Origin of the sequence: Mucilaginibacter frigoritolerans (assembly GCF_007830615.1) — a bacterium.
GTDB classification, from domain to species: domain Bacteria; phylum Bacteroidota; class Bacteroidia; order Sphingobacteriales; family Sphingobacteriaceae; genus Mucilaginibacter; species Mucilaginibacter frigoritolerans.
The window spans coordinates 114,294-132,472 of sequence record NZ_VLLI01000015.1 but is presented as its reverse complement, the minus strand read 5'-3'; the positions used below and the strand labels follow the sequence as shown (position 1 = coordinate 132,472).

Sequence of the window (18,179 nt, the reverse complement as noted above, 5' to 3'; positions counted from 1 at the left end):
AGCGATACTGGGCGTAGACAAAAACAAGGCGGACACAGCAGAACTGGAACGCGAACGCCAGGCGAGACTGGACCGGTTAAAGAAGAATTATAAGGACAGTACGAAAACGAGTTCATCAGACACAATTCAGCGTAACAACTTTGTAGGGATAGACTTGAAAAAGATACTGGAGAAACCGGGCAGCAATATAGACTTATTGGTAGAAGACGGAGATGAGATCAGGGTACCGAAACAGCAGCAGATAGTACGAGTAAACGGTGAGGTATTATATCCAAGTGCGGTAGTATACAGCAGTGGCAGATCATTTACAGATTACGTGTACAATGCAGGAGGCTATTCACCGAGTGCATTAAAGCGGGGTGCATATATCGTATACCCGAATGGTACGGTACATGCAACGCGTAAAATTCTGTTCTGGAACAATCATCCTGGGGTAAAACCAGGGAGTGAGATTTATGTACCTAAGAAACTTCCTCCGCGCACAGACCTGGGATCACAGATAGTAGGTTATGCTACAGCCCTTGCATCACTGGGTGCCATCATTTTCGGAATTATTAGTTTAAATAAATAGATACTAAGAGCGACACAACGATATATGGATAAAATCGATAAAATTGAAACTGATGAAATCTCTGTTAAAGAATTAGTATCTAAAATTAAATCGTCCATACGCTACGTAAAAAGTAAGCGTAAAATTTTAATTTGGTTTACCATAAGTGGTTTTATAATAGGATTATTATATTCATTTATCGCAAGTCCGGTTTACAAGGCAACTTCCACATTTGTTTTAGAAGAAAATGGTCATTCCGGAGGTTTAGGGCTTAGCCAATATTCAAGCCTTGCCTCACTTGCCGGAATAGACTTAGGAAGCGGGTCAGAAAAGGGATTGTTTCAGGGAGATAATATACTTGAGTTGTATAAATCCCGGCTTATGATCGAAAAAACATTACTAACTACTGTAACTATCGATGACAAAAAACAAATGCTTATTAATAGGTATACAGAATCAAGTAGAAGTTGGCTGCCCTGGGGCAAAAAAGATGATTTAACGAATATGGATTTTACCGGAAATCCTAAGCTTTTTTCGCGCAAAAAAGATAGTATACTTAGAGATCTTGTTAAATATTTTAACAAGAATATTTTAACGGTAACCAAACCTGATAAGAAGTTGAGCATTATAAATGTTGAAATAAAGTTTAAAGACGAGCTATTTGCACAGCTTTTTAATCAAACATTGGTTCAAAATGTAAATAATTTTTACGTCCAAACGCAAACCAGAAAGACCTCTCAAAGCGTTCAGGTTTTACAGCGCCAGGCCGATAGTGTAAGAAGTATTCTAAACAATTCTCTTGGCAAAGTGGCTCAGTCAACAGATGCTAATCCTAACCCTAATCCAACTTTAAAGTCGCTTACGCTTCCAAGTCAGAAGAAGCAAATTGATGTGCAGGCAAATGCTGCAATTTATAGCGAAATAATAAAAAACCTGGAAGTAACTAAGATCTCTTTGAGACAGGAAACACCTTTAATACAATTAATAGACGAACCAATAATACCACTTGAAGTAGATAAAATAGGGAAATTACTAGGAGCATTTGTGGGAATTGTAGCAGGATTTTTTTTGGGTATTATTTACATAATAGCTGCCAGGCTCTATATTTTCGTAAAAAATGCATAATCTTTTATAACAATTGAGTACTGTTAAAAAGAATTATATTTTTAATTTACTGTTAACCGGTTTTAATATTCTTTTTCCGGTTATCAGTTTTCCATATGCGGCAAAAATTTTGGGCCCTGTTGGTATAGGTAAGGTTCAATTTATTTTATCATTTACGCAGTATTTTGCGTTAATAGCGGCACTTGGCATTCCAATTTATGGTGTAAGGTTAATATCACAATCTGCACACGACAGCAAGTTAGTATACAAAAATTTAGGAGAGCTGTTATCTATCCATATCTTTTGCAGCCTGTTAATAACGGTGCTATATATCATTGTTGTTCTGTCATTTCCCTTCTTTCACGATGAAAGAACGCTTTATATCCTTTCGGGATTGATTATTTTAATGAGTTTTTCATCTGTTGACTGGTATTTTTCGGGTATCGAAGATTTTAAATTGATTGCTATAAGATCTGTATCAGTAAAAATTTTATCATTAATCTGCTTGTTTTTCTTTGTAAAAGTAAAATCCGATTATAACATATACCTCATCATTAGCCTGGTATCAATATTAGGAAACAATATCATCAATATAATTTCCATTGCCAGGTATGTATCAATTTCTTATAAGGGTATTAGAAAACACATCAAACCATTAGCTTACACTTTTGGTACTACTGTGGCAACCAGTATGTATACGATGTTGGATACCATACTTATTGGTTTTTTTGCGGATGATAAAGCGGTTGGGCTATATTCAGCATCTATTAAACTTACCAAAATATCAATTCCGTTAATTCTGTCGGCAGGCGCAGTATTAATGCCACGTATATCCAAGTTTTTCGCAGGCCAGGATGCGGAAGCTTTAAAATTAATACTTAATAAGGCCTTTAATTATGTAGTGATACTGGCCGTGCCCGTTTGTATCGGTTTGTTGTTTTTGGCTCCCCAGTTAATTTACGTTTTTTCGGGTATTCAATTTAACGAAGCAATATTAACCATGCAGATATTATCGCCATTGGCCCTAATTATAGCTTTAGGTAATTTTTGGGGCTTTCAGATACTTATACCTGCCGGGAAAGAACGTGAAGTGTTAATTTCGGTTGTTTTAGGTATGATTTTTAATTTATCATTAAATTGTATCATGATACCGGTTTATAAACAAAATGGCGCAGCGGTTGCCAATGTAATTTCAGAGCTGATAGTTACCTCTGCTTACATGTTTTTTTGTTTTAGGGTGATAAATTTTAAGATATCACATAAGCCCATACTTCTTAATCTGCTTGCATGTGTTCCTTTTATAATTATTGTTTTGTTTTTCAGAACTTTGAATTTAAATGCCTATTGTTTTTTAGGTGTTAGCGCAATTTTATTTGTTGCCTCATATTTTGTTATTCAGTTAAAACTGATAAAAAGCAGTGTATTAAATGAACTATTGAGTGCTTATTATATAAAAAGCAAATAAAATGTCAGTGCGGGGTATCTCAGTAATTATAGCAACATTTAATGGTGAAAAATACATTCTAAAACAATTAGAATCTATCTTAAACCAGTCCTTGATACCTGATGAAATTATCATTTGCGACGACAAATCAAGCGATGGAACCGTCGCCATCATAAATGCACTTGATAACAATATCATTAAGTTACATACTAATGAATACCAATTAGGAGTTGTTGAGAATTTTAAAAAGGCAGCTAAATTAGCTTCTCCAGTTAATTGGATCGCGTTTGCAGATCAGGACGATATTTGGGAGCCCAATAAATTGCAACTACTGGCCGCTGAAATGACGCTTTTGGACAATAATTTTACACCGGCATTGGTATATTCAAATCTTAAAGTTATTGATAAAAATGAAAATGTAATCTCGGAATCTTTTTGGATGGAACAAAAGATCAACCCTTGTAAGATTAACCTTTCGACCCTTTTATATGGGAACGTGGTAACGGGTTGTACAATGATTATTAATCATGCAATGGCCGCGGAGTTTTTTTTGATGGATAGTTCGGCGTGCCTGCATGACGAATGGCTGGCGCTAATTGCCTATTCAATTGGCAATGTTAAGTTTTTGAATGATAAACTTGTATTATACCGGCAACACGAAAATAATATTACATTTTCTGATAGCTACGTTGCAAAGCCAACTTTTTTTATCAGAATAGTAAACGATGTTAAGCTATTAGGAAAAAAACAGAAGTTTTTGCCCCACCAATTTATCCTGGCAAAACTATTTTTGGCAAAGTGCCGGTTTAAACTAAGCAATGAACAAATAGAAATTATAGAAAGATTTATTAAGCAGGAAGATAAAAACTACCTTTTTCAGCGAATTAACAGGCGACTAACTTATTCAAAATATTTTGGAAGAGGACAAAAGTAAATTATTGGCAGGTTGTATAATTTTATATAATCCAACTATTGCAGTAGCGAAAAATATAGAAAGTTACCTGCCGTTTCTGGATATATTATATGTTATTGATAATAGTGAAAGCCCTGATACTGATTTAGAAAAAAAAATAGAATTATTAGGATCCAGGATTAAATACATTGCTAATTACAAGAATATAGGCGTTGCATCTGCACTAAATTTGGGTGCCAGGTTGGCGTTTGAGTGTAACTATCGCTGGCTTTTAACAATGGATCAGGATTCACGCCTTTCGGGTGAATTGTTTTTTGACTTATGGAGCAAATACATTGATCAAAATAAAGAGACTGGCTTAGTGGCCGCTTCTTATACTACTGAATATGACCGGTGGCAAAAAAACTTTTCTACGCAGTTTAACGAGATTCATTTTGCAGTAACATCCGGTAATATTATTAACCTGAAAGCGTGGAAAAAAGTTGGCGGATATGAAGACAAATTATTTATTGATGAGGTTGATCATGATTATTGCCTGAAATTGAGAAAAAATGGATATAAAATATTAATCTCAAAAGAAATATTAATGGAACATATGATCGGCGAGGTTTATGAACAGGGTGATAACAAGTTGAAGAGAAAAGGCAGGTTTACGTTGCATAATCCCATTAGATACTATTACATGTCGAGAAATGTGCTTTTTTTATGCTCAAAGTATTTTTTTGTTGATTTTAAATTTGTACTTGCAAGGGGCTATTATTTATTAAAAGTACTTATTAAGATACTTTTATTTTATCCTGATAAAAAGACTTATTTGAGCCGATTTTTTGAGGGTGTAAAAGACTTCGGATTATCAAGATATAATCAATATGGCAGTGCTGAAAAAGAGGCAGGTATCCATGGATAAGGTTTATATTGTTTTAGTTAATCATAACAATTATTCAGACACAATTGAGTGTCTTGAAAGTTTGTTAAAATCAACTTATTTAAATTTTCAGATATTTCTTATTGATAATTCAGCCAATGACGAATCCATTAATAATTTTTCAACATGGGTAACTGATGGAAATTACAGGGGGATACATACAAATTTTGAGTATTTGGTTTTTCCTGCAACACAAAAGCCAATAGATCATATCATTATTAATGAAAGCGATTTTAACCAAAGTAAGGAGTTATTTGAAGAGAAAATAATAATTATAAGGGCAACAAACAATGGATTTGCTGCGGCAAACAATATTGCTTTAAGATATATTTTAAAAAATGGCACAGATGATTCATTTATATGGATTTTAAACAATGACACGGTTGTTGAGAAAGAAACGTTAACTAATTTAATGGCTTTTTATAAAGCTGGAAGTGATATACGTAGTTTAATAGGTTCAAAACTAAAATATTATTATAACCCGGATATCCTCCAAGCAATTGCAGGAAAATATAATACCTGGATAGGTAAACATTATCATATCGGCGATGGTCAAAAAGACCTTGGTCAATTTGATAATTATAAATTGGGCCGATATGATTATATAATAGGCGCCGCTATTTTTCTACCTAAATTATTTATCAAAACAGCGGGATTAATGTGTGAAGATTACTTTTTGTATTTTGAGGAGCTGGATTGGATGCAAATGGCCCATAAATATGGATTCAAAATAACGGTGGCTCCAAATGCAATTGTTTATCACAAAGAAGGTTCTTCTATCACCGTCAATAACGGAAAACAAAGAGATACCTTTAATGCCGAATATTATTCAATAACAAATAGAGTTAAGTTTATAAAAAAATGGTATCCATTTCGTTTATTCACGGTATTGCCGGGAGTAGCATTTGCAATATTAAAAAGATTACTAAAAGGAAAGCTTAAACTTGTTTATAAAACATCGGCATCTATTTTTAAAATATTAATTACGAAGTAGTGCTATTGTTAATAAAAAAATGATTGTTCACAATATATCAACCCCAAATAAGCTTATACCATAATGCAGGGAATTCTAATTTTTTTATGCTGTTCAGTATTTATGATTGGCACCTATTTAGTTTGGCCAAGCAGATATAATGTAATGGCTCATTTAAATGTCGGGTTCATCTTTATTGCGTATTTTATACCGGCAGTTATTTTAAAAGACCAGGAAGATTTTTCCAGCGATGTTGTTTCTCTTTATACCTTAATTTTATTTGTAGGAGCGCTTTTTTATATAATAGGTCTTTATTTAGGATTCCTAATTAAACCTGTCAGGTTTTCTAATTTTTCGTTTGCTCTGCTTGATACTGAGGTTTATAAGAAGAAGATTATTAAGGTAACCAAAGTGTTTTTGATAGGTGGTATTATTGGGCAAATACTGGGCTATTTGATGATGGGATTTGTACCTGCCTTTGCTGCCGATCCTGTAGCGGCAAAATTTTTCAGAGGAGTTTATCAGGTGCCTTTTTATGTTTCTATAGTTTATTTATCATCGTTCTTTATCCTTACTACCGTTACTCCTATTGCTATTATAGTGTGGTATAATGACAAAAAGAAGAAGCCCTTTTTATTGGGGGCAATTATAGCTGTTGCATTAATGTCAGTATCGCTATCGCGCGGACCGGCATTTAGCGGAGTGGTTTTAGCTGTAGCAATAATCATGTCGTTCAAAAACAGATGGACATTTACATTTTTGATAGTCTTTCTGATCTCAATTTATCTGCTTAGCTCTGTTTTTTATTTTGTTATTGGCGTACGGGATTTTGATAAGGTGAGTTCAAATTTTAAGGATGATCACCTGTTTTGGCGCATCGCATCAGCCGGCTCGATAGATATTCAAGACCAGTTAACGTTCATGGACTTTTTTAATAAAAATCCATTATGGACATATGGTCGAACAGTGCTGGGTGGGCTTATACCAAGTCATTATGAGTGGAATCCCGCAGTTTATACATTGAGGGTTACAAATCCAGGTGAAGATATTACAACATTAATTTCGGGTGGAAAACGTCTTGCTGCCCCACTTTGGGGATATGTTTCTTTTCAGTGGATAGGAGTGGTAGCATTTTGTTTTCTGTCGGGATTTTTAAAAGGTTTGTTTCTGAAGTTTACAAAATATTGGATATACAAGTCTCAATCAATTTTAGTAGCAACTGTAATTATTGTAATAAATATATCCATATTTGCCTCGCTTTCTGAGTTTTTTACGCTATCAATCTATGCCCTTCCACCTGTTATTGTGCTCATTTTTTATGCATTCAGAGTTAAAGTTAGTTAGCCTTAATTATTTACAATAACGTATCAATTTATAATGATAATTGTAAACGCACGATTTCTTACACAAAAGGTAACCGGTGTTCAACGTTTCGCAATAGAAATATCAAAAGTATTGCATAAGCTGAACAGTGAAATCGTTTTCGTTACCCCCTTTGATGTAATTGATAGCGATTTAGCCAGAGAACTGGGGGCGATAGTGGTAGGCAAAAACAAAGGCGTTGTTTGGGAACAGATTGATTTGAGATTTTATTTGAGATCAAAAGGTAAACCATTACTGGTTAATTTCTGCAATACCGGAATGATCTTTTATAAAAATCAGGCAGTTACCATACATGACATGTCTTATAGAGTGAACCCAAGATGGTTTTCGTGGTCATTTTATTTATGGTATAACTTTTTAATCCCGCATATTGCAAAAAGATGCTTGAGACTATTTACTGTTAGTAATTCATCAAAAAAAGATATTCTTAAATACCTTAATATTAAACAAGATAAGATAACGGTTGTATATAATTCTTCTAATTTAAATACAAATAATAACTTTGAGCAAATTGAGACTGGCAGGTATTTGCTTAGTGTTTCGTCGTTAGATCCCCGAAAGAATTTAAATAATCTTTTAAAGGCCTATAAAGATGTCGACGAAAAGGTTAATTTGCTTATTGTTGGATTAAAGAAGGATAATTTTGAATTAGATGAAACGCTTCTTTCCGAGCGCATTATAATAAAAAATTATGTTTCAGATGATGAACTGGCCTCACTAATGCGATACGCGGAAGCTTTTATATATTTAAGTTTCTATGAAGGGTTTGGTTTACCACCTCTGGAGGCGATGAGTATGGGATGTCCGGTAATTGTATCAGATATTTCGGCTCACAGAGAAGTTTGTTTGGATGCTGCCTTGTATGCAGACCCATATAATATTGAAGATATAAAAGAAAAAATTATTAATTTGTTAACAAACAATAAACTTAAAACAGAATTAACCTTGGCGGGGAAAGAAAATTTAAAAAGGTTTAATTGGCTTGAATCAGGTCAAAAAGTATTAAAAAATATAAATGAACTTGTTTAGAGAGATAAATGAAGATCTGAAAGCCGGCAAAAGATTTTCATTGGTAAATAAGGCTGTAATTTTTTTTTTTAACAGGGGATTCCATGCTTTGTTATTTTACCGTTTATCCAATTTGTTTTACAAGTACAAGATACCAGTATTACCGGCGATTTTAACCCGGATAGTGCAAATACTGTACGGGATCGATATTGATTATAAGGCAAAAATAAATGGTGGCATTGTAATTGTTCACGGAGTGGGCTTGGTTATTGGATCGGGAGTTGAAATTAAGTCGAATGTTATTCTTTTTCATGGTGTAACTTTAGGAAGAAGAGGAGTAGGACCCATAATATCCCCCAGCGACGGGTATCCGGTGATTGAAGAGGGTTGTATAATTTGTACGGGAGCTATACTTTTGGGTAATATTAATATAGGTAATTATACTACTATCGGAGCCAATTGTTTAATAATAAATAATATACCTGCCAATAGTGTTTGTAAATTACCCCATGATAATTTTGTTATAAATAATAAATAAATTTTGAAAGTAGCACTTGTACACGACTGGTTTACTGTAATTGGTGGCTCTGAAAATGTTCTTAAAGAAATTGCTGTTTTATATCCGCAGGCAGATATATACACTTTAGTAGCACAGAAAGAAACTATTAAGACATTGGGGTTAGAAAACAATAAAGTATTTACATCATTTATACAAAGGCTGCCTTTTGCTAAAACAAAGTATAGAAATTACTTGCCACTGTACCCGTTGGCAATAGAACAATTTGATCTTTCTTCGTACGATTTAATTATTTCTTCATCGCATGCCGTTGCTAAGGGAGTATTAACACATTCGGGGCAAATACACATTTGTTACTGCCATTCGCCCATGCGATATGCATGGGATCTCTACCATCAATATATTAGAGATTTAGGCCTTAGCAAAGGATTGAAGGGTTTCTTTGTTAAAATGGTACTGCACCGTATGCGCCAGTGGGACGTTATTTCATCAAACAGGGTGGATTATTTTATTTCGAATTCGGATTACATTGGAAGAAGAATAAAAAAAATATACAGGAGAGAAAGTAAAACCATTTATCCAAATGTCGATTTGGAGAGTTTTGAGCTCTGTGAAATTAAAGAAGATTTTTACTTTACCTGTTCAAGGTTTGTTCCGTACAAAAAAATCGATCTTATTGTAAAGGCATTTGCCCAGATGCCGGATAAAAAACTTTTTGTAATGGGTGATGGCCCGGACTTTAAGCGAATTCAAAAAATAGCTGCTAGTAACACTGTTTTATTGGGATATCAGCCGTTAGATGTGTTGAAAAGTTATTTATCGCGGGCTAAAGCTTTTGTTTTTGCAGCCGAAGAAGATTTTGGTATTTTACCTGTTGAGGCACAGGCTTGCGGAACACCAGTTATTGCCTATGGTAAAGGCGGAGTAAAGGAGACTGTTGTTGACAACAAAACAGGTGTATACTATTATGAACAAACTGTCTCTTCTATAACCGAAGCCGTTGATTATTTTGAAAATAATTTAAATATTTTTATCCCTTCCGAAATAGCGAAACATGCGTCTTTGTTTTCGTCTCAACGCTTTAGTAAGGAACTAAGTGAATTTATAGCAACAATAGTTGATAATAGGAAATAGCCAGTGTGGTTTGGCCTTATTATTGTTAAGGGGATTTTAATGAAATATTTTCATTGAAATGGCTTTTTTTTAATACTATTTTACTTAATTGATTAATTTGTTATAACTTTACAAAAAAACTAACCTTATGTCTATACGCTACTCAAAACATTTACCAGCAGCCGTGTTTGGTTCTGATTTGTTATTGTTAAACATAGCTTTGTATAATTCGCATCTAATAACGTTTGACACCTATCATATTCAAAATACCTCAGCAATTTTCATAGCCGTTGTAAACATTGCATGGATAGTTGTTTCATTAGCTTCAAAAAATTTCAGTATAAAACGCCCTTTAGTACTAAAAGACACTATAAACAAATTTTTGCTTACTCTTATTTACAATCTCTTACTTGTTTTCAGTATTATATATTTCTTTAAAGTGTATGATATCTCCAGATCAGAGGTAATGATAAGTTATTCTTTGTTCTTTTTGTTAATAATTATACACAGGTCATTGTTATTTTTCTTTTTGGATTTCTATAGAAAAAAAGGATATAATCACCGTCAGATTTTAATAATTGGAGATAAAAATATCGCAGATCGTTTAGTTAATTCTTTCGCTCATCATCCGGAATACGGATATGATTTAACAGATTTTATTACTGAAGATCAAATATCTACTATGTCTGAAGATATTCTGATAAATAACATTCTCATAAAAAAGCCTGATGAAATATTTATCTGTTATAAAGAAATGAATGGTGAGTTGTTGAAGAAGTTAATTCGTATAGGAGATGAGAATTTTATAAAGATTAAAGTTGTTTCAGATTTAATACTCAGTAATAATTATGCACAATTGGTTAACTATGATAGTGTACCTGTTTTGCATATTACATCTCACCCAGAAATAAGTTTTAAAATAAGAATTTTAAAAAGGTGTTTTGATGTTTTGTTTTCTACAGGTGTAATGATAATTGGGGCTCCAGCGTTTTTGATTTTATACGTAGTAACAAAAATAACTTCTAAAGGTCCAGCTTTTTATAAACAAGAAAGAATTGGTAGGCACGAAAAACCATTTCATATATACAAATTTAGAAGTATGTATATTGACTCGGAAAAATTTGGCCCACAGTTATCCAGAGACAATGATCCACGTATTACTAAATGGGGAAGGATAATGAGAGAAACGCGGTTAGACGAGTTACCCCAATTTTGGAATGTGTTAAAAGGTGAAATGTCAGTAGTAGGGCCGCGCCCAGAACGACAACATTTTATCGAAAAGATTGTTGAGCAAACACCACATTATAAGAAACTACTTCGTTTAAAACCGGGATTAACTTCTATAGGACAGGTTCATTACGGGTATGCAGAAAATATCGATCAAATGTGTACTCGGGTGAGATATGATTTGATTTATCTTCAAAACATAAACCTGAACTCAGACATGAATATTATTTATAAAACCGTAAAGGTGATGATCCAACGTAAGGGGAAATAATTTTCAATCTGATATCCAAATAGATATAATAAGTTACACGTTTTTTACCAGTTATTTCATTTTTCATTTTTAACTAGCCAACTTTTTTTTACATTTGCAGCTCAGAAAAAGTCTGGTGTGTATTTATGTTAAATTATAGATACTGGGCATCTGGAAATAGAAACCGCGCCTATAGCTCAGTCGGTTAGAGTAGAAGACTCATAATCTTTTGGTCCCTGGTTCGAGCCCAGGTGGGCGCACAAAATGTGATTTTATCACATCTAAAAACCCTCTAAGTCGTTGATTTAGAGGGTTTTTTATTTTATTCTAATCCTTTTCAGTCCTTACGAATACATGCTTTGGAACACCAATCCGGCACCCTGAAATTAGTTTTTAATTTTAGGCGCATTTATGGGTTAATTGGCTGTTAAACAGATAATTAAGTCTTTATATATAGATCAAAAAAGACTTAAAAAGACTGTAATTCAAATCTTTCCTGCGCCTTTTCTGGCCCCTGAAAATGACGGTTTCTGGCGGTAATTAATCATTTATTCATTTAAAAACTGTTAAAAAATGAAAACATCGCAGTCATTTGGTGTGCATTTCACCATCAAAAAAGAAAAGGCAAAGGATGGCGTGACCAACGTGTACGTGTCCGTAACGATCAACAGAGAGCGTATCCATTTTGCGCTGAAACATTACGTTAAAGTCGAGAACTGGGACAAAGGCTGCGTTGGACTGAAAATCAAAGTTCCCGAAGCAAAAGAGACGAATGCATACCGGGAGCAGGTGAAATTTACCATCACCACCTATTACCAGCAATTACAGATCGCGAGAAAAGAGGTCACGCCGCAATTACTAAAAGCCATGTTCCTTTAAATAGAGATTTTTATTTGATCGACAATTAAAAATTCCCTGTCCAGCCTTTGAAGAAAGTCGCCAAGCAAAATTGATTTAGTAGGATTTATAGAGACTTTGTGTCCCGGTTTATTATTAACATAAATAACCAGATGGCGATATTTTTCACTCCATGGTTCAGGTACTAAAATTTCTAATGATCTGATGCGGGATGCTTTAATATAGATATGATTACCCTTTATTTCTGCAATTACTGCGCCTGATTTTTTCTTATTTAAATCTCTAATCTCGTCTTTGCCTGATTTAATGGAAGTAATATTAGGATTCAGCGGCTTGTGCCAAGTTTCACTAACTTTACCAGTGTCCAATTCCGTTACTTTTAGCCAATAACATTCCGAATTATTTAGATTTTCCGTTTCCCATTCTAACTTAGACGGTATCGGATTTCTATTATATTTAATTATCTGGTCAAACAGGAAATAAACAGAGTCCGGCTTATCATACGGAAGTGTATGGGCCCCTTCTAATCCTAGATTATTCCAATTTGCACCAGTTGACCGCCCATATTCAACAAATTGCGTTATCTGTTTGAAGTTAAACCCCTGATCTTGTATTCCACTTATGCCTAAGAACGGAACAATGTTCTTTAAGTTTCGTAACGGTGTATTGCCGTTCAATAATGTCGGGAAGTAATTTAATGCAAAAAAGGCCGCAAAAGGCGTTCGCTGGTGTAGAGCAAACCAGAATGAGCCTCGTCCGCCGTCTGAATGACCGCCAATGTAAATCTTGTTATTATTAATATTATATAAGCCTTTGGCTTCTTTAATTTCCTTTAAGACAGCATTAAACGCCTGTTGATGATAAAGCCAGTTAAAATTCTTATCGGCAAACGGTAAAATCACGAACGCTTGTTGCTGTAAAACCCTTTTAAGCAAGGGTGTTTCCAACTGAATTTCATCCAATGGGTCTGAAAATTCCGACCTGCCAACACCTCCATGTAGAAAGATATATAGCGGAGATTTCTTTTTGGGATTGTATTGGGCAGGTATATGAATAAGGTAAGGAACAGATAAGGTGTCATTTACTTTGATATGATACAATGTCCAGCAGCCTTTTCGTGGCGCATCAGGAAAATCGTTAAAGTTAGCAATGGTTTTATACAAAGACTTTATAGATAACTTAGCGGCCCTTTCCGACCAATATTTGTTGTTATTAAAAATACAGTTGTTTATGCGTTTGGTTGTATCATTAAGATTAAATTCTTGTTGCATTCTCTCATGCGCCAGTTGATCACTATAGTATTTCATTATGATGCAGAGTCGCTGCCAGCGAGCATCGGGATGCAACGTGTTCAAATCACTGTCTTTAATCATTTGGGAATAAAATGATGCAAAGTTAGTTTCCTTTGCAATTATGTTCAACAACACAAAAGCGCTATCAGGCTGCCCTGATAATACCCAGGAGCAAGCACCATTATAAGCAGCCATATATCTCGAACTACCGATAGCAGTGTCGGGAAGTAATTTAACTGCCTTGCCATATAAGAGGGCAGAGGTTAGAAAGTCCTTTCGATGATAATATGCTTCGCCTTGCTGCATTAGCTCTGCTGGTGAAGAAACTGATTGTGCAGTGACGTTAATTGTATTTAACAGCAACACTAAACTCAATATAGCACCTATGCAATTTTCTTTTAATGCCGATATAAAGGCTATGTTGATGAGAGTATAGGTTTTTGCGCTATCCATATGATAAAATAATTTTCATTCAAAGTTACCCTTTGGGAAGATTAAAGACGGTTAACGAAATGTTAATGACATGCGATGCAAACGGTTTGCCCCATAGCAATCGTTATCTTTGCTATAATGAATACTTCCGGTAAGATAAAGCTATTGTTAGTGGCCTGCCTGTCAATTGTAGGGTTACTTATTTATATCCAGTATCAGTTGATTAGCAATACCTATAGGCTAACAAAAGTGGAGTACGAAAAGGAAGTTAAAGCGGTAGCAAATACGATTATCAGTAAAGAACCCGGGATCGAAAAACAGTTATTGAGTCGTATTACAGCTGTTTTTTCAAAAAAAGCTGTCCCAGTAACTATCCGGCAACAGCTTTTTAATATCATCATAGATCAAAGCAATTCGACAGTTTTTGGGCTTGAAAGGCAATACAATGATTCTTTTCGTAGGATGAACGCACTTAAAGACGTATCCTACTCGTCCAGCTATGATTTATTCACTATAGAAATAAATGGCAACAGCTTTTCACTGGTTCAACTGGTCAATCAGGCAGATCGTTCCCAAAACAGATTGACGGATGGTGACTGCTTGTTGCAAGTGCGGAATTTTCAGGGAATAATAGATGAGAAAAACCTACAACTTAATCCTAATCTAAAAGATTTTCATAACTTAAAAGTCAAGTTTCAGGGTAAACAGTTTATTAATATCGCGAAAGGTCAGGGCGAAATCATGAAACGTATGACGAGCACGTTCTTACTGGCGGCCGGATTACTGCTTGCAGAGATTGTTTTATTTTATGCTATGTTCAGCGCAATCCTCAAGCAAAAAAGATTAACGGACATACAGAAGGACTTCGCCAATAATATTACGCACGAGTTGAAAACCCCTTTAAGTTCCGTAAAGGTGATGTTTAAAAGTCTCGAAAGAAAGGAAGTATTGGAAAATCAAGTTCACTTAGGGCAGCTTTTGCAATCACTGAAGCGGCAATACGAAAAAATACAAGCAATTACTGATAGCGTTTTGGAAAGTGCAATGGTAACTGAATTTCAGCCAGAGCTTTGCCGCTGTGATATTAGCCAACATTTAAGGGAATATGCCAGTGACCTCCGGCTTGAAAAGCACCTGTTGGAAGCTATTATTGAGCCAATCTCACAAGAGCTAAGAACGAATTTGGCAGTATTGGACAAGGCTTTAAACAACCTGATTGACAATGCAATAAAATATAGCCCTGAAAGTTTAAAGATTACATTTAAGGCCTACGCACAACATGATTTCTATATAATTAAAATAATTGATCTTGGTCCGGGTATTCCTATTACCGAACAACATAGTGTGTTTGATAAATTCTACCGCGTACCAGAACGTAATAAGCATACTGTTAAAGGGCTAGGCTTAGGTTTATACATTAGTAAACAGGCTGTTCAACAGCTCGGCGGAAGTCTGACGTTATTTAGTAAAGAAGGAGGGGGATGCACTTTTACCATTAAATTACCAATAAATGAAAACTAAATTGTTGCTGGTGGAAGATGATTATGACCTGGGTTTTCATTTGAAAGAATATTTGGAGATGAATGGCTTTATAGTGCACCAGGTATTTAATGGTGAAGAAGCGAGGGCTGCCATTAAGCGCGATCTTTACGACGTATTAGTGGTGGATATCATGATGCCAAAAGAGGATGGCTTTACCCTCATCGAAAAATTAAAACCATCCTATCCTCAAATCCCCTTTTTATTTTTAACTGCCCGAACACTTAAGGGAGATATTATACAGGGTTTAAGGCTCGGTGCAGATGACTATATTCACAAACCCTTCGATCCGGACGAACTGATATTACGCATTGAAAATATTTTAAGACGAACAAATCTCCAAAGAAAATCGGACTTCGAGATTATCGAGATTGGCCTATACCGCTTTGAAATAAAGAATCAACGCCTGATCTCTCCAACGTTCGAAAAAACGTTGACCGAAAAAGAAGCTGACTTGCTCCTTTATCTTTTTGAACGACAAAATCAATTAATCAAGCGAAATGATATCTTAGTCCATCTTTGGAAAGAACCTGATTTTTTCAGTGGAAGAAGCATGGATGTGTTTGTTACCCGCTTAAGGAAGTTGTTATCAGAAGACAGTAAGATACAAATAGAAAGTATTAGAGGACTTGGCATCCGGTTTTCTTGCTGATGATTTCCGATGAACTACCTGCCTCATCTGCGGCTTTGGCCGCTCATTTTTAACGACTCGAAAAGTTGTTCGTGTTTAATTGAGCTCGAACGAAACTCGTTTGAAAACCCTGGCTAAATCGTCGAAGATATTGATCGCCTTAAAATCGGGTAATTTTAAGGTTAAAGTTGAATTTGGCATTAAGTATTGGCAAGCTTTAATAAACTACTACCTATTGATAGCCCCTAATTGGGCTCGAACGGGCTCGTTTGAAAATGTTGGCTAGTCGCCATCAACTCCGGTCAATAGCTTATACATCTCCTGAATAGCTCATTTTCCATTTAATAAAGTATACTTATACACCCATTGACGAAGAAATGTACCATATAACAATGCCAAGCTGTCAGCCAGATGTAGAGGGCGATTGATTTAAAATGAACTGATATCTGTTTATAACAGATTAACAAAAGGCATATTTATAATATAGAATTGTAATTCAATATAGGGTAATAATAGTTGAGAAGTTTAAATTGAGTTAGAGTTGAAACTTTGAATAGTAACGTAAAAGTTACATTCTTACCTGTTTTATGTTTAGTATAAGCAGCTTACTTTGGGATACTCTAAAACTAATCACATAGTCGAATACTTAAACATGCATATTACAACTTTATTCAACAATATTTACGATTACGACAAGTTATTGTCTGTTTTTTCTTTGTCAGATAACTCTGAAATCGAAGCATAAATCAAATTTTATCGCACATATCAAATGCTGATGTAATAACATTGCTTCATGTTTCCTTTTAAAGGATTGAAGGAAGTATATTATAGTTATTATTTGTTTGAATTGCCGCGCCTGATCTTTAATCATCACATTTAAATTAAATACTTAGCCTTTATTTTTATGAAAAAAATCTTCTTAACCTTAATTTTTGTTCTAACAATATTCCATTTCTCTTATGCCCAATGGACAGTTAGTGGCACTAATATCTTTAACAGCAATACCGGGAACGTTGGTATTGGAACAACGACTCCTTCTTACAAGCTCGAAGTCAACGGACTTTTTTCCTCAAGTGTTACCGGACAGGCTGGAATTCATATTTATAATGGAGGATCCGTTACAGAATGGCTTGTACAACAAAAATCGCAAACCAGTAATAATTTAACAATTTCTTCCCTGATAAGCGGTGTTCAATATTATTATTTTAGTATAAATCCCAGTGGTAATATTGGAATTGGTACCGCAAGCCCCTTAGCGAACCTTCATGTTTCTGGTACAGCAATAATTGGTAACGGCAATTTAGATCATACTTATGTAAATACAAACTTTCTTGCGAATACAGGAGACCTTTTAGTTGGCTGGAACCGGACTTCTGGCGCCGGTGAGACCGATTTGATATCCAACCAGGGGCCAGGCACAACTGGAGGTTTTTCATTTTATAACCATGACAATAATAATAATGAAACGCAATTGATGTGGATAATGGGTAATGGACAGGTTCTTATTGGTAATACACAAGGCAAACAAGGTAGCTATCTGCTGGCTGTAGCTGGTTCGGCGGTGGCTACATCTTTTACTGTTAAAGCCGTTGCTAACTGGCCAGATTATGTTTTCAAAAAAGATTATTCTCTTCCTTCTCTTGCAAGTATAAAGACTTATATCGATCAAAATCATCATTTGCCGGATGTACCATCGGCACTGGACATTGATAAAGAAGGCCTTAATTTGGGGGAAATGAATAAGGTATTGATGAAAAAAGTAGAAGAACTGACGCTGTATTTGATTGAAAAGGATAAAAAAGAACAGGTGCAGGAAGTAATTAACAAAAAACTACAAACTACAATTGCGGTACAAGACATTAAGCTGCAATCGGAGCAGGAGCAGATTGACTTATTGAAGCAACAGATGGCTGCCATTCTTAAGCAATTAAATCAAAAGCAATAAGAGCGGTTGTCTGAGCATATTGTTCACCATTGAAAATTTACTTAGATATATTATGTGGTTTGGGCGTACTCATTA

16 protein-coding genes and 1 tRNA gene are annotated in these 18,179 nt (G+C 34.9%); 16 read left to right on the top strand and 1 reads right to left on the bottom strand.

Annotation, left to right across the window (positions count from 1 at the left end; genetic code table 11):
• From JN11_RS21455 to JN11_RS21395, 13 genes are all read left to right on the top strand, one after another.
• A partial coding sequence (locus tag JN11_RS21455; RefSeq protein WP_211360869.1) for a capsule biosynthesis GfcC family protein occupies positions 1–571 on the top strand: 571 nt, incomplete at its 5' end.
• A gap of 24 nt (positions 572–595) precedes the next feature.
• Entirely contained in the window at positions 596–1,675 is a 1,080-nt protein-coding gene (locus JN11_RS21450) for a Wzz/FepE/Etk N-terminal domain-containing protein (protein WP_144916027.1), read from the top strand.
• Positions 1,676–1,688: 13 nt separating this feature from the next.
• Positions 1,689–3,119 (top strand): flippase, encoded by a 1,431-nt coding sequence (locus tag JN11_RS21445; RefSeq protein ID WP_144916025.1) that lies wholly within the window; start codon positions 1,689–1,691, stop codon positions 3,117–3,119.
• A 1-nt stretch (position 3,120) separates the two neighbouring features.
• Positions 3,121–4,032: a glycosyltransferase family 2 protein gene (locus JN11_RS21440; protein WP_144916024.1), complete on the top strand. Its 912-nt coding sequence runs from the start codon at positions 3,121–3,123 to the stop codon at positions 4,030–4,032.
• Positions 4,013–4,918, top strand: coding sequence for a glycosyltransferase (locus JN11_RS21435; RefSeq protein WP_170227822.1), 906 nt, complete (start codon positions 4,013–4,015; stop codon positions 4,916–4,918). Before JN11_RS21440 ends, JN11_RS21435 begins: the two co-directional genes overlap by 20 nt.
• Positions 4,881–5,930, top strand: a complete 1,050-nt coding sequence (locus JN11_RS21430) for a glycosyltransferase (RefSeq protein ID WP_144916021.1) — start codon at positions 4,881–4,883, stop codon at positions 5,928–5,930. The genes JN11_RS21435 and JN11_RS21430 overlap by 38 nt, the downstream gene beginning before the upstream one ends.
• Before the next feature lie 102 nt (positions 5,931–6,032).
• Positions 6,033–7,253 carry a hypothetical protein gene (locus tag JN11_RS21425; protein WP_144916019.1) on the top strand — a complete coding sequence of 407 codons (1,221 nt, stop codon included), beginning with the start codon at positions 6,033–6,035 and terminating at the stop codon, positions 7,251–7,253.
• A 33-nt stretch (positions 7,254–7,286) separates the two neighbouring features.
• The gene (locus JN11_RS21420; protein WP_144916018.1) at positions 7,287–8,321 is read left to right on the top strand and encodes a glycosyltransferase family 4 protein; all 1,035 of its coding nucleotides are present in this window, start codon (positions 7,287–7,289) and stop codon (positions 8,319–8,321) included.
• Positions 8,308–8,838, top strand: coding sequence for a serine O-acetyltransferase (locus tag JN11_RS21415; protein ID WP_144916016.1), 531 nt, complete (start codon positions 8,308–8,310; stop codon positions 8,836–8,838). The genes JN11_RS21420 and JN11_RS21415 overlap by 14 nt, the downstream gene beginning before the upstream one ends.
• Positions 8,839–8,841: 3 nt before the next feature.
• Positions 8,842–9,951, top strand: coding sequence for a glycosyltransferase family 4 protein (locus JN11_RS21410; RefSeq protein WP_144916015.1), 1,110 nt, complete (start codon positions 8,842–8,844; stop codon positions 9,949–9,951).
• A gap of 127 nt (positions 9,952–10,078) precedes the next feature.
• Positions 10,079–11,428 (top strand): sugar transferase, encoded by a 1,350-nt coding sequence (locus tag JN11_RS21405; RefSeq protein ID WP_144916013.1) that lies wholly within the window; start codon positions 10,079–10,081, stop codon positions 11,426–11,428.
• Positions 11,429–11,593: 165 nt separating this feature from the next.
• A tRNA-Ile gene (locus tag JN11_RS21400) sits at positions 11,594–11,667 on the top strand.
• Between the two features lie 313 nt (positions 11,668–11,980).
• Positions 11,981–12,286: an Arm DNA-binding domain-containing protein gene (locus JN11_RS21395; protein ID WP_144916011.1), complete on the top strand. Its 306-nt coding sequence runs from the start codon at positions 11,981–11,983 to the stop codon at positions 12,284–12,286.
• Here the strand turns inward: JN11_RS21395 and JN11_RS21390 are convergent.
• Positions 12,283–14,010, bottom strand: a complete 1,728-nt coding sequence (locus JN11_RS21390; protein ID WP_144916010.1) for a hypothetical protein — start codon at positions 14,008–14,010, stop codon at positions 12,283–12,285. The two genes, JN11_RS21395 and JN11_RS21390, sit on opposite strands and share 4 nt — an antisense overlap.
• A 117-nt stretch (positions 14,011–14,127) precedes the next feature.
• Between JN11_RS21390 and JN11_RS21385 the strand changes: the two genes are divergently transcribed.
• The 3 genes from JN11_RS21385 (at position 14,128) to JN11_RS21375 (ending at position 18,104) form a co-directional block, all read left to right on the top strand.
• A complete protein-coding gene (locus JN11_RS21385) occupies positions 14,128–15,510 on the top strand; it encodes a sensor histidine kinase (protein WP_170227821.1) in 1,383 nt (460 codons plus the stop codon).
• A complete protein-coding gene (locus tag JN11_RS21380; protein ID WP_144916007.1) occupies positions 15,500–16,180 on the top strand; it encodes a response regulator transcription factor in 681 nt (226 codons plus the stop codon). Before JN11_RS21385 ends, JN11_RS21380 begins: the two co-directional genes overlap by 11 nt.
• An 883-nt stretch (positions 16,181–17,063) precedes the next feature.
• Positions 17,064–18,104 carry a guanine nucleotide exchange factor domain-containing protein gene (locus tag JN11_RS21375; protein ID WP_144916005.1) on the top strand — a complete coding sequence of 347 codons (1,041 nt, stop codon included), beginning with the start codon at positions 17,064–17,066 and terminating at the stop codon, positions 18,102–18,104.
• Positions 18,105–18,179: the final 75 nt, after the last annotated feature.